This is a genomic window from Lactobacillus kitasatonis DSM 16761 = JCM 1039 (assembly GCF_000615285.1).
GTDB classification, from domain to species: Bacteria; Bacillota; Bacilli; order Lactobacillales; family Lactobacillaceae; genus Lactobacillus; species Lactobacillus kitasatonis.
Window position 1 is genome coordinate 108,674 of record NZ_BALU01000004.1, and the last position, 13,615, is coordinate 122,288.

The 13,615-nt window shown below is 39.5% G+C and carries 10 protein-coding genes and 2 pseudogenes; 4 read left to right on the top strand and 8 right to left on the bottom strand.

The window, feature by feature from the left end; genetic code table 11:
* Nucleotides 1-22 precede the first annotated feature (22 nt).
* From pyrG to JCM1039_RS04070, 3 genes and pseudogenes are all read right to left on the bottom strand, one after another.
* The gene (pyrG, locus tag JCM1039_RS04060; protein ID WP_025014756.1) at nt 23-1,642 is read right to left on the bottom strand and encodes a CTP synthase; all 1,620 of its coding nucleotides are present in this window, start codon (nt 1,640-1,642) and stop codon (nt 23-25) included.
* A gap of 125 nt (nt 1,643-1,767) precedes the next feature.
* Nucleotides 1,768-2,324 (bottom strand): annotated as a pseudogene (gene rpoE, locus JCM1039_RS10600) (DNA-directed RNA polymerase subunit delta).
* Nucleotides 2,325-2,370: 46 nt separating this feature from the next.
* Nucleotides 2,371-2,772 carry a YwiB family protein gene (locus JCM1039_RS04070; RefSeq protein WP_025014757.1) on the bottom strand — a complete coding sequence of 134 codons (402 nt, stop codon included), beginning with the start codon at nt 2,770-2,772 and terminating at the stop codon, nt 2,371-2,373.
* A 114-nt stretch (nt 2,773-2,886) separates the two neighbouring features.
* Here JCM1039_RS04070 and JCM1039_RS04075 point away from each other — a divergent pair, with 114 nt between their 5' ends.
* A complete protein-coding gene (locus JCM1039_RS04075; protein WP_025014758.1) occupies nt 2,887-4,251 on the top strand; it encodes an HD domain-containing protein in 1,365 nt (454 codons plus the stop codon).
* 33 nt (nt 4,252-4,284) lie between these two features.
* Nucleotides 4,285-4,548: a hypothetical protein gene (locus tag JCM1039_RS04080; RefSeq protein ID WP_005724095.1), complete on the top strand. Its 264-nt coding sequence runs from the start codon at nt 4,285-4,287 to the stop codon at nt 4,546-4,548.
* 41 nt (nt 4,549-4,589) lie between these two features.
* Here the strand turns inward: JCM1039_RS04080 and JCM1039_RS04085 are convergent, their stop codons facing one another.
* Together JCM1039_RS04085 and JCM1039_RS04090 are read right to left on the bottom strand one after the other, a co-directional pair.
* Entirely contained in the window at nt 4,590-5,501 is a 912-nt protein-coding gene (locus JCM1039_RS04085; protein ID WP_025014759.1) for an ROK family protein, read from the bottom strand.
* 78 nt (nt 5,502-5,579) lie between these two features.
* Nucleotides 5,580-6,917, bottom strand: a complete 1,338-nt coding sequence (locus tag JCM1039_RS04090) for a PTS sugar transporter subunit IIC (protein ID WP_025014760.1) — start codon at nt 6,915-6,917, stop codon at nt 5,580-5,582.
* Nucleotides 6,918-7,113: 196 nt separating this feature from the next.
* On the opposite strand from JCM1039_RS04090, the gene JCM1039_RS04095 reads away from it, so the two are divergent.
* Complete coding sequence (locus JCM1039_RS04095) at nt 7,114-7,836, top strand: MurR/RpiR family transcriptional regulator (RefSeq protein WP_005724090.1); 723 nt, start codon at nt 7,114-7,116, stop codon at nt 7,834-7,836.
* A 139-nt stretch (nt 7,837-7,975) separates the two neighbouring features.
* Nucleotides 7,976-9,403 carry a 6-phospho-beta-glucosidase gene (locus tag JCM1039_RS04100; protein ID WP_025014761.1) on the top strand — a complete coding sequence of 476 codons (1,428 nt, stop codon included), beginning with the start codon at nt 7,976-7,978 and terminating at the stop codon, nt 9,401-9,403.
* Nucleotides 9,404-9,505: 102 nt separating this feature from the next.
* Here JCM1039_RS04100 and JCM1039_RS04105 read toward each other — a convergent pair whose 3' ends face one another.
* The 3 genes and pseudogenes from JCM1039_RS04105 to JCM1039_RS04115 form a co-directional block, all read right to left on the bottom strand.
* Nucleotides 9,506-10,480, bottom strand: coding sequence for a ribose-phosphate diphosphokinase (locus tag JCM1039_RS04105; protein ID WP_025014762.1), 975 nt, complete (start codon nt 10,478-10,480; stop codon nt 9,506-9,508).
* 241 nt (nt 10,481-10,721) lie between these two features.
* Nucleotides 10,722-12,514, bottom strand: a pseudogene (locus tag JCM1039_RS10605) (SLAP domain-containing protein).
* Nucleotides 12,515-12,652: 138 nt separating this feature from the next.
* Nucleotides 12,653-13,501, bottom strand: coding sequence for an SLAP domain-containing protein (locus JCM1039_RS04115; protein WP_025014763.1), 849 nt, complete (start codon nt 13,499-13,501; stop codon nt 12,653-12,655).
* Nucleotides 13,502-13,615: the final 114 nt, after the last annotated feature.

The window sequence follows — 13,615 nt, forward strand, 5'->3', positions numbered from 1 at the left end:
TGTATAATTCAAATCTATTATTCTAGAATTTTTGTGCTGGAAGACCACTAGCTGCACCAATAAATGACTTGAATAAGCCTTCTGGACGTTGTGGACGACTCAAGAATTCTGGGTGGTATTGAGCTGCGATGAAGAACTTCTTCTTTGGCAATTCAATAATTTCAACTAAGCGGTTGTCTGGTGAAACACCTGAGAAGACCATGCCGGCCTTTTCAAATGCGTCACGGTACTTGTTGTTGAATTCGAAACGGTGACGGTGACGTTCTTGAATAACATCTTGATCATCATAAGCTTCACGAGTCTTAGTACCCTTCTTAAGAGCAGCTGGGTAAAGACCTAAACGTAAAGTACCACCGATGTTTTCTTCATCACGCTTGTCAGCCATGATGTCGATGATGTTGTTCTTGCAGTTTGGTTCTGCTTCTGCAGAGTTTGCATCTTCAAGGTGTAATACGTCACGTGCAAATTCAACACTAGCCATTTGCATACCCAAGCAAATGCCTAAGAATGGGATATCATTTTCACGAGCGTACTTGATAGCAGTGATCATACCTTCAAGACCACGAGTACCAAAACCACCAGGAACGATTAAACCATCTGAACCCTTCATGATTTCTGCAATATTGTCTTCAGTTACATCTTCAGCTTGAACCTTATCAACTTCAATCTTAGTGTTGTAAAGGTAACCTGCGTGTTGCAAAGCGTCAGTAACTGAAATGTAGGCATCTTCAAGTTCTACATACTTACCTACTAAAGTAATCTTAGTCTTGTGCTTCAAGCTCTTAGCACGTTCGTCAAGCTTCTTCCAAGCTTCCATGTCAGCTTCTGGCTTTGAACTTTCAAGATGCAAGAAGTCACAAACTTTTTGATCCATTCCTTGCTTTTGGAAAGCCAAAGGCACATCGAACAATGAAGGAGCATCAATTGATTCAATGATTCGGTCAACAGGAACATCGGTGAAGGTTGAGATCTTGTCCTTGTGTTCTTGGTCGATTGGCTCTTCCGCACGAAGAACAAGCATGTTTGGTTGAATACCGATGCTGCGAAGTTCTGCAACTGAATGTTGAGTTGGCTTAGTCTTCATTTCGTGAGCTGCGTGAAGAAGTGGCACTAAAGTACAGTGAATGTACATTACGTTGTCTTGACCAACTTCACGACGCATTTGACGAATAGCTTCCATGAATGGAGTTGATTCGATATCACCAACAGTACCACCAATTTCTGAAATGATTACGTCAGAATCAGTAGTAAGAGCTGCACGCATGATCTTCTTCTTGATCATGTCAGTAATATGAGGAATTACTTGAACTGTTGCACCATGGTAGTCACCACGACGTTCTTTTTCCAAAACTTCTTGGTAAATCTTACCAGTAGTTACGTTAGAATACTTGCTAGTTCTAACGTCTACGATTCTTTCATAGTGACCTAAATCAAGGTCTGCTTCTGTACCATCGTCGGTAACATAAACTTCACCGTGTTGGTATGGGTTCATTGTACCTGGGTCAATGTTGATGTATGGGTCAAACTTTTGCATGGTTACCTTTAAACCACGATTCTTGAGAAGTCGACCTAGACTTGATGCAGTAATACCCTTACCAAGTGAAGATACGACACCGCCAGTTACGAAGATGTATTTTGTCATTTTCTGCTCCTTTATTATTTATCCTTCAAACAAAAAAGCTCCCTTAAGTTAGGGAGCTAAACGCACATAGGGTGCCCAAGAAAAATATTATCTGCTTTTTCTTCTTAAGTCAAGCGTCAAGCAAATTAATTATCTTCTTCGTCATCATCGTCATCGTTTAATTGTGACAATTGACCTTCGATACCGTCTGGCAACACGTCATCAGTATCATCGTTATCTTCATCGTAATCAGAATCGTCGTCGCCGTAGTCGTCATCGCTATCATCAGCAGTGGCATCTAAGTCGTCGTCTTCTGGGTCGTCATTGTCGTAGTCGATGATGTCATCGTCACCAGTTGCACTGGCTAAGAAGGCATTAACCTTCTTGTGGTGCTTGCGTACATCGTCTTCATCTTCATCTTCTGGGTGGTTAACTTCTTCGTCAACTGATTCGTATGGGAACCATGAGCGAAGTGCCCAAACATTTTCACCCATGGAAATAAATTCACCATCGGTGTTCATGTCAGTATAGAATTGTGGCAAACGTTCACGAATTTCTTCGTCACTCTTGTTCAAGTATTTTTGTACGGCATTAACAATATCGCAAATGCCATTCTCTTACCATTATCTTCCAAAATTGCACGAGCAACTTCGATCATTGATAATTCGTCGCGGTTTTTGTCTTTAAATTTGTCTAATCCCACAGCTGTACGTCCTCTCTTTTACAATCTTTACTATTCTACTAGGCGTTTAAGTAAAAATCAACGTGACTGCATAGTTACCTATTAAGTATAGTCCATTAAAGAGGTCATATTCAACCCGAAGTTTATGAGAACCTTCATCTTCTGTGTATTCGAGCAGGTTGGTCACGCTGACCATATCCATTTGTCTGCCTTCAACTACATAACGGCAGCTCTCCTTTTCACCGGGAACAAACTTCATGAACGAGTAGTTGTTGTGATCAACGCCTCGTCTGATCAACAATTTGTCGTCCTTTAAAAGCACTTTGACGGGAATTGCACCCTCTTCAGCGTAGGAAATGCGAATAATATCCCCGTCTTCGGTCATCTTTCCTGGTGCTGTTCTGGTAAAAGTTTCAGTATCGTTATCTTGAGTAATTTTGCTAGTTAAATTGATTGTAATATCAGTCACGCTCTCATCCCTTTCGTTAAGCACTTCAGACACATCTTTGCTATAATTTATATAGTTATACTCTATTTTAATATATTTTTTCAAAAATTAAATTAACAAGCTTGGTGAATGTTTATGGCAAGATTTCAAAGTGAAAAACTAAAACAAGAAGTTGTACTCCGTGACCCGGTGCACGGCTACATCCATATTGAAGATAAAGTTATCTTCGATATCGTAAAATCAAAAGAATTCCAGCGGATGCGCAGAATTAAGCAGATTGGACCTGTCAGCTATGTCTTTCCTGGGGGAACGCACACCAGATTTGAACATAATTTGGGCGTTTATGAATTAACGCGCCGCATCTGCGATATCTTCGCAAAGAAATATCCTTCGATAATACCAGGAGACGGCCTCTGGGACGATGATAACCGTCTGTTAGTAGAATGTGCTGGCCTGCTTCACGACATCGGCCACGGCCCTTATTCGCACACATTCGAGCACCTTTTTGGCACCAACCACGAAAAGATTGGGCAAAAGATCATCAAGGATCCTAATACTGAAATCAACAAGGCATTAAAACAAGTTGCGCCAAATTTTCCTGAACAAGTTGCTAGCGTAATTGCTAAAACTTACCCTAACCCTCAAGTAGTTAAGATGATTTCAAGTCAGGCTGATGCCGACAGAATGGACTACTTGAAACGTGATACCTACTTCACTGGCGTTAACTACGGACGCTTTGATTTGTCCCACATTTTGCGCGTGATTCGCCCATACCAAGGTGGCATTTGCTTTACCAATAACGGGATGCACGCGGTAGAAGACTATATCGTGTCACGTTACCAAATGTACCAACAAGTCTACTTCCACCGCGTTGGTCGTTCAATGGAAGTTATCTTGCACCACTTGCTTGAACGTGCTCAAGACATTTACAAAGAAGGCAATTTAAAAGTTACACCTAGTTTGGCCAAGTTTTTGGCTGGCAACTGGACGCTTGAAGACTACTTAAAGTTAGACGACGGCGTCATGGAAACTAACTTCTTGATGTGGACAGAAGCACAAGATCCCATTTTATCTGATTTAGCCAAGCGCTATTTATACAGAAAGCCACTCGCTAGCGTCAGAATCGATGAAGAAACTAAGAACTTGTTGCCAAAATTGAAGAATTTGATCAAGCAAGCCGGCTTCAACCCAGATTACTACACCGCTACTAACTCAGCTTTTGACGAACCATACGATGCTTACAAGCCTACTGGTAAAAATGCCAACAGCCAAATTGAAATCATGCAAGATGATGGTAGCTTAATCGAATTATCGCAATTGAGTCCATTGGTTCGCGCCTTAAATGGTACCTTCCAAGGTGACGAGCGTTTCTTCTTCCCTAAGACAATGTTGTCTCACAACGAAGATCAACCTCAAATCTTTGAACCACTTTATGAACAATTTCAAAAATATATTAAAAATGGTGCATTAAGGTACTTAAGAAGACCTAGAAAGAAATAAAATATAAGTATAAATGAAAGTGAGGTATTTGTTATGAACAATGATGTAAGAACTCAAATCAACCCAGAGGATGAACCAAAACGTGCTGAAAAGAGTGGTTACACTCAAGTGAAAGACCTGATGAACACTATTCACGGCTACTGCATGGATTACACTAATGCATCTTTCAAATTTATCCATGAAAATAAGGATTTAGTCAAAGATATTGTCGACATTAGTTGTAAGACAGCAATGGTCGCTTGTGTTGCGACAGCTAGCGTAAGCATTGCTAAGTTCATGTCAGACGTTAAAAAATAAGTAGATCAAAATAGCCTAGTTCAAACGAACTAGGCTGTTTTTTATTGCTTATTCAGTTCAAGCAAAAGCGAATACAAGGCACCATATAAGTTAGAATCGTTGCCATGCTTTGCGGCAATAATTTTTGGTGGGATCATCTGCTTGCCAATCATTGGGTTGATTTCCAGGATTTTAGCTAATTGATTATTGATTTCTTCAATCAAGATTGGCTGGTTGCTGATGCCACCACCAATCACAAACTTCGAGGCATTGATCACAGTTTGAATATTAATAATCATAATCGCAACGTTGCGGCAGTAACGTTTAAAAATTGCCAATGCACGTAAATCACCATTATTGATCGCTTCAAAGGCAGTAAGTCCATCATCTAAATCTTTATTTCCAAGAGCTAGATTTACCTTTTTAACCATATTAACGGCAGAACAATTATCACCAGTATATGCAGCCTTGTTCTTTGTGCCGATACCAGAATTAGTAATCATCCAGCTAAGCTCACCGGCTTGGAAAGTCCAGCCATGCAAAAGATGATTATTAACAACGACACCGCCGCCAACACCAGTGCCTAGAGTAATTGCAACACCAGTATCTACTCCGCGCAATTCGCCAAGCCATTGCTCTGATAAAGCTGCTGCTTTGCCATCATTCTCTACGCTAATTGGCACATTGTATTTGTCACCTAAAGCTTCCTGAAGATTTAAACCATCAAGGAACTTTAACGCACCACCGAAATAAATGATCTTATTTTCAGTATCGATCTTACCTGGTGCACAGATTGCGATACCTTCAAATTGATCCTGATATGAATCGATCACTTCATACATGTTTTCCATAAATGCAGTAAGATTTTTTACATCTGTTTTAACGCGGTCTTTTTCTAGAATATGTCCTTTTTCGTCGATTAAGGCATACTTCAGATTCGTTCCGCCAATGTCAATTGAGAGATATTTTTTCATTATTTTCCCCTATTAAAAATGAGCTTCTATTCTACAAATTAAATGATAGAGATAAAAGCTCATTTTTTCTACTTTAAATTATTTTTCTTCTTTAGCTTTGGCAGCTTGTTCTTGTTTGTAAAGCACGTTGTCATAGCTACGTGCAAATGGCAAATATACAAAGAATGAAATGATTAAGATAATAGCCTGCCAAATAGCAACTTTCCAACCACCGATTAAGAAACCAGAAATTACAGGTGGAGTAGTCCATGGAACCTGGACCCCGTTAAGGTATGGCAAGATACCTGCTTTGATTAATAAGTAAGTTGAACCAGCTGAAAGTGGTGGCATGATAAAGAATGGAAGTGCAAGCATTGGGTTCATAACAATAGGAATACCGAATAATACAGGTTCATTAATGTTAAAAATACCAGGAACCAATGCCAACTTACCAATACTTCTCATTTGAGCTGATCTAGCCATGAAACACATGAAGACAACCAAACCGATAGTCATACCTGCACCAGTTACAGTTGAGAATTGGTCAAACAAACCTTGAATAACGATGTGACCACCGTGTGCAGCGTCTACGTAACCGTATTTCTTAAAGATAGCTGCGTTTTGCAAAGCGTTGGCACCCAAAATTGGACCAGCAATACCACCAACCAAAGTTGAACCGTGAACACCAAAGAACCAGAAGAATGGTACTAGCAAAGTCAAAACTAAGATACCACCAAATGAGTCGGTTATACCTTGAAGTGGTGTTTGAATAGTTGCGTAAATCCATTGAGTTAAAGTAGTATGAGCTACCTTTTCAAAGAAGATATATACAAGAAGCCATAATGCAGTCAATACAGTTGCTGGGATCAAAGCAATAAATGAGTTAGCAACTGCAGGTGGAACTTGTTCAGGCAACTTAATAGTAATCTTACGCTTAACAAACCAAGTATAAATCCAACCAGTAAGTAAACCAACAATGATCGCAGCGATCATCCCTTGACCCCCAAGCCAAGTACGATCAATAAATCCTGTTAAAAGAGTTGGAGCCTGTTGAGCAGAAACAACGGTTTTAGTTCCGTTCATAACTGGAGTAGTAGAATTCATCAAAATTAGGAATCCTACGAAAGCAGTCATACCAGCAGGGAGTCCTTCGACCCCTTCATTCTTAGCCCATTGATAAGCAATACCAACAACGGCAAATACAGATACAATACCAAATGAAGCATTGTAAGCTTGATTCCAAAATGGAGTCAAACCTGTTTGATTCATCCAATTAGCAACTGCTGGAATTGGGAATGAAGCAAGTAGTAAGAATAAAGAACCGATCATAATGAATGGTAATGACAAAAGCATACCGTCCTTTAAGGCAATAATAGCTTTTGTATTAACAAATTTCATAATTGGCGGCAATATTTTATTGTTAATAAAATTCTTCATAAAAAAATTCCTCCAACTTTTTTTATTAACGTGTTTTCATTTGACATCTTTAATTCTATGAAAGCGTTTGCTGTTAGACAAGGCTTTTGGAGGAGATAGGTATCATTCTGTTTTTAAGCTCAATATTTCGTGATTGGAACACAGTGTTCCAATATAGTACAATTAGTTTAAAGTTTTCACATTAAGGAATAAGATTATGGCATTTTTTGGATTTAAAGATTTATCAAAACTATCTACCGTTGATATGACTATCTATCGTTATATCGAACAAAACAATGATAAGGTAATTTACATGCGCGTCAGAGACATTGCCCAAGGAGCGCACGTCTCTAGTTCTTCTGTTATGCGCTTTATTCATAAGATAGGTTTTAACAGCTTCCCTGAATTTAAAGCTTATTTAAAAAACAATCACCAAAGCCTGCACAACGTGAAAGTACATTACGTTACCGAAGATAACTTCCCTAGTGATACTTTGAGCAAGCTGAACATCGTTGCAGATAAAATCTATCAAGCAGACAACATTATTACTATCGGAATGGGTGATTCAGCCTTTTTAGCAGAATATGCCGCAAGAAAGATGGCGGCTCTAGGATTAAATACCTCTCCTGTCACGGATCCGTTCTATCCGCTCGTTTTCAAATTGGAAAATACTACCAATAACGTCATTATTTGCTTTTCTGTATCAGGTAATACCACTGAAATGGTGGAAATGATCAATCGATTTGTCAACAATGACGATATCCTTCTTATCAGCATCACCGGCGATGAAACTAGCGCTATCGCAAAAATGAGTCGTTATTCCCTTACCTACCATGAACAAATGGTTAGAAAAGAAGCTTACGACTTTTCTTCACAAGTACCTGTAATGTATTTGGTTGAAGGAATCGTCAATATTTTAATTGAAAAAGAAAAACAATAAATAGATGAAACACCCTGTTTCACTTTAGGTACAACCAGCCATTTTATCGAACCATTCCTAAAAGCCCCTTTTGTCTATCATTTATGAAATCGATTTCATATAATGCTTATAACAAGTTAGACAAAAGGAGTTTTTTATTATGACTGAATCTACTTTCCCTAAAAACTTTCTATGGGGTGGCGCCGTCGCCGCTCACCAACTCGAAGGTGGCTACAATGAAGGCAGCAAAGGCATCTCAATCGCCGACCTCATGACTCTCGGCGGACCAAATCACCCTCGTGAATTGACTGCCACCATTGAAAAGGATAAATACTACCCTAACCACAAAGCCATTGATTTTTATCATCACTATAAAGAAGACATCAAATTAATGGCCGAAATGGGTTTCAAGGCTTTTCGCACATCAATTGCCTGGACCAGAATCTTCCCTAATGGCGACGAAACACAACCCAACGAAGAAGGCCTAGCATTCTACGATAAAGTATTTGACGAATGCTTAAAGTACAACATCGAACCTGTTGTGACTCTTTCCCACTTCGAAATGCCATATCATTTAGTCACTGAATATGGCGGCTGGAGCAACAGAAAATTGATCGACTTCTTCACTCGCTTTGCTCACGTTTGTTTCGAACGCTATCACAACAAAGTCAAGTACTGGATGACCTTCAACGAAATTAACAATCAAGCTAACTATGAAAGTGATATCTCCGTTTACGAAAACTCAGGCATCAAATTCAAGGAAGGTGACGACAAGCAAAAGCTAATGTACCAAGCTGCTCACTATGAAATGATCGCTAGTGCTGAAGCCGTACAAATTGGTCACGCAATCGATCCAGATATGCAAATCGGCTGTATGCTTGCCTTCTGCCCAATTTATCCTGCATCCCCTAAGCCAGAAGACATCCTCTTTGCCCAAAGAGCAATGGACTCTCGCCTCTACTTCGGCGACGTTCAAGTTAACGGTGAATATCCAAGATGGCTTACTCAATACTTCAAAAACAAAAACTACAACTTAGACATCACCGATAAAGATCTCGAAATCTTGAAACATGGTACAGTTGACTATATCGCCTTCTCCTACTACATGTCCTTTGCAGTTAAATACACTGACCACATGGATTATCGCGAATATAGTGATTTAGTTGAAAATCCATTCGTTAAGGCAAGCGATTGGGGCTGGCCTGTTGATCCAGTTGGTTTGCGCTACTCCTTAAACTGGATGACTACTCGCTGGCACAAGCCATTATTCATCGTTGAAAATGGTCTTGGCGCTTACGACAAACTAACAGACGATCACAAGGTTCATGATGATTACCGCATCGAATACTTGCGTAGTCATATCAAGGAGATGAAAAAAGCTGTCACAGAAGATGGCGTGGATTTATGGGGCTACTTGCCATGGGGATGCATCGACTTAGTAAGTGCATCAACCGGCGAAATGAACAAGCGTTACGGTTTTATCTATGTTGACGAAGATAATCATGGCAACGGCTCTATGAAGCGCTACAAGAAGGATTCATTCGACTGGTACAAGAAGGTTATCGAATCTAACGGAACCGATTTATAAAATATTTACTTTTCATTACATTTATTTCAAAAACTCTCTCAAACATATGAAAAAAACGGCTAGTCAACTAGACTAGTCGTTTTCTTTATCTTCAAATAATTTTTACTTATTCTTGTCAGCTTCGTATCTGTTATCGAACAATGGGCTAAGTGCCTTGTGTTCTTGGATGCACTTAATGGCATCACCCATAAGTGGGCCAACAGATACTAAAAGCATCTTGTCCAACTTCTTTTCAGCTGGTTGGTTGATTGAGTCAGTAAGAACTAAGTTCTTAATTGGTGAATCATTCAATCTCTTGATGGCCGGGCCTGAAAGAACGGCGTGAGTTGCACTAGCGTAAACTTCAGTAGCACCTGCATCGATCAATGCTTGAGCTGCTAAAGTAATAGTACCAGCAGTATCGATCATATCGTCGATAATGATTGCACGCTTGCCCTTAACATCACCGATAATGTTCATAACTTCGGCAACGTTAGCCTTAGGACGACGCTTATCAACGATAGCGATAGGACAACCTAAGAATTCAGCAAGCTTTCTAGCACGGTTAACACCACCGTGGTCAGGTGAAACAACAACTGCATCTTCTTCCAAGTGGTTACATAAGAAGTAATCAGCAAGAAGCGGAGCACCCATCAAGTTATCAACTGGAATATCGAAGAAACCTTGGATTTGTGGTGCGTGCAAGTCAAGTGAAAGAATACGGTTTGCACCTGCAGTTTGAAGCATGTCAGCTACAAGCTTAGCAGTAATTGGTTCACGTGCACGAGTCTTACGGTCTTGACGAGCATAACCATAGTAAGGCATTACAATGTTAATTGTACGAGCACTAGCACGACGTACGGCGTCGATCATAATCAAAAGTTCCATCAAGTTATCGTTAACTGGGTCACTAGTTGATTGAACAAGGTATACGTCTTTACCACGTACAGTTTCATCAATATTAATTTGAATTTCGCCGTCACTGAAACGTTCAACGCTTGACTTAGAAAGTGGAACACCAACACGGTCCGCAATCTTTTGAGCCAATGGCACGTTTGAGTTGAGGGCAAAAATCATCATATCGTCTTTATAGGACATAATTTCCTCCGTAAAAATAATTAACCAGCTCTATTTTAGCAAAAGTTGTTCCAAAAAGAACCATGTACTCCTTAATTATAACAATATTTTTGCTTCTACAGTAAAAAACAAGGCAAAAGGACTAACTATTAAGCACTAAAACAGTTAGAATATATGTGTACTTTCGAGTACAACGAAAATATCCTAAAAAATAAGGCGTAACATCTTTTGGATGTACGCCTTATTTTTGGTTTCAGTACTATTAGTTGTTGCTAGTAGTACCTACCTGAGCATAGTCGTTAATGTTCAATGATTGAGTGTAACCGTTAGTTACGATTGATAAAGTAGTGTTGTTGTTAGTAAATTGAACACTGCTTTCTGGAACGTTGTTTACAGCAGCTGCTAATTTAACAATTGCTGAAACTTCGTCTGGAGTTAAGCTGCTTAAATTAGTTACAATAACTTTCTTACCGTCAAGCTTAGCCTTAGCACTAGTGATGTTAGCAATAGCTTCGTTAACTTGAGCAACAGTTGCGCTAGCGTTGTTGTTTATAGTAGTAGCGTCAGTAATAGCCTTGTCGTATGCGCTCTTAGCAGTTGCTGAAGCAAGCTTGTAAGCGTCTGAGTTCTTAACAGTGTTTGCTTCGTTGATGCTTGGAGTAAGCTTAGCCTTGTCAGCTACAGTAGCTACAGTAACTTCAGTCAAAGCTTGTTCTTGAGTGTTAACAGGACTTAAAGTCTTGCCGCTGTAGGTAACGTCAGTAGCCTTTAAGTAACCTCTGCCACTAGCTAACTTGTAGAACAATTCTGGAGTGCTGTTAGCTGAAGTTGCGATGTATCTTAATTCTGAAACTTGTTGTCTTTGACCAGCACCAAATGATCTAGTTGAGTCAGCTTGACCCTTGATGTTGTAAAGTGGAGCAACCTTAGTAGTGGTTACGATTGATGCGTTTAAATCAACATCGTCTGATGAGTCGTCATCTACAGTTGCGCTACCGTCTGGTTCGTTAACTGGATCAAGTTTACCTGAAACCTTACCAACATTAGCAGCCTTTACGAATTGGTCGTCACCGATCTTGTAGTAAAGCTTAGTACCAATGTATCTTGCTTCAGTAGCTCTTACCTTCTTGCCCTTCTTAACAGTCTTCTTTTCAGTATCACCGTTACCATCGTAAACGTAGGCATTCTTCTTTAAAGTAATAGTTGCGCTCTTGGATGAGTCAACGTTGCTTGCCTTAACGAATGCAGTACCTTCTGCGTTAAGTTGGTAGTAATCCTTCCCGTTAATAGTGTCAGTACCGTATGAATCGACAGTAGTACCCTTAGTAAGCTTAGCCTTACCGTTGTACTTCTTAATACGCTTGCCGTTTTGGTCGTATACGTATGAGTTGTGGATCAACTTAACCTTTATGGCATCCATGTCTGAAGCTTCTGGATCCTTCTTTGAAGGCTTCTTATTGGTAGTTGATGCAGGCTTCTTGCTAGTTGAAGTAGTCTTCTTGGTTGAAGTGTTCTTCTTAGTGGTTGAAGTAGTAGTCTTGCTTGATGAAGCATTTGCACCGCCAACTACATTTGCGGCCTTGATGTAAGCATTGTTGCCAAGCTGTAGTAAAGAACGCCATTGATCTTAGTAGTACCGTTTGACTTTACAGTAATACCCTTAGCAATAGTAGTGTACTTTGCGCTACCCATGTACTTGTCAAGGCGCTTACCATTCTTGTCGTAAACATAAGCATTACGAGCTAAAGTAATGTCGTTTGAAGATGCCTTTGAAGTAGTCTTTGATGAAGTTGACTTCTTAGCAGTAATCTTAGCTGCTGCCTTCTTTGATGAAGTGCTCTTTGAGCTTGACTTACTATCAGTAGTCTTCTTGGTTGAAGTAGTAGTCTTGCTAGTCGACTTCTTGTTAGTTGAAGCAGTCTTCTTAGCAGTGGTCTTGCTTGATGACTTAGTAGTTGTTGCAGCTTGAACTGAGTTTGATGGGTTAGGTACAAGTGGGCTAACACTCATCAATGCGGCTGCTGATACCATAATCAACTTATGATTTAATTTCATCTATTATTTACCTCAAATCTAAAACTTAAAAATTAAATTCATTTATATATTGTAAATCGAAAACCGAATTTTGCCAATTTTATATAAAAAAAGACATCTTTTCGTAATGAAAAGGTATCTTTCTCTATAAATTTTTAATTACTTAACAGTTACATCTGAAGCCTTAACGTAGTAACGGTTTGGTTGTAAAGCGTAGTACTTAACACCCTTAATAGTCTTAGTACCTAAGCCCTTAACAGTTACACCCTTGCCGATGTACTTAGTGTTCAAGTAATTGTTTACACGCTTACCGTTGTTGTCGTAAACGTAAGCTCTGTTCTTCATAGTAATCTTTACAGGCTTAACAGCTGCCTTCTTGCTAGTAGTCTTCTTTGAAGAATTAGTTGACTTAGTAGCAGTCTTCGATGAAGTTGACTTCTTTGCAGTTGCCTTTGAGTTAGCGTTTGACTTCTTAGTTGAAGCCTTAGCAGTGGTCTTCTTTGAAGAAGTGTTTGATTTAGTAGTCTTAGCTGACTTAGTTGACTTCTTAGTAGTCTTGCTTGAAGTAGTCTTCTTGGTACTTGCCTTCTTTGAAGTACTCTTCTTAGCAGTTGAAGTAGAAGTAGTTACCTTCTTGCCGTTTGACTTAAGAGTGTAAGTAGTGTTGCCTGACTTGTAAGTTACAGTACCTTCAGTAGCTGAAGCTGGAATCCAGTACTTCAAATCAGTTTGGATACTGTAGTAAACTTGACCATTAATAGTCTTAACGTTCCAAATGGTGTACTTGCCACCCTTAGTTGCAGTCTTTGAAGTTCTCTTACCATTTCTATCAACGAACTTCATGGTCTTAGTCATTTCAACACGGCTGTTCTTGCCGTAGGTGTTGTTAACACCCTTAGCATGTGCAACTGGTGCAGCTTGTACGCCGCTTGCTGACATGCCTAAAACTGGGCTAACACCCATTAAAACTGCTGCTGATACCATCATTAACTTATGACTTAACTTCATAAATAATACCTACCTCATTAAAAACATCTTTGTAAATCTATTGTAGGGCTCTTATATAATTTTGCAAATAAATACTATAGCCTTAATACTTTCTTAGCAAAAAAGCACCCTAGT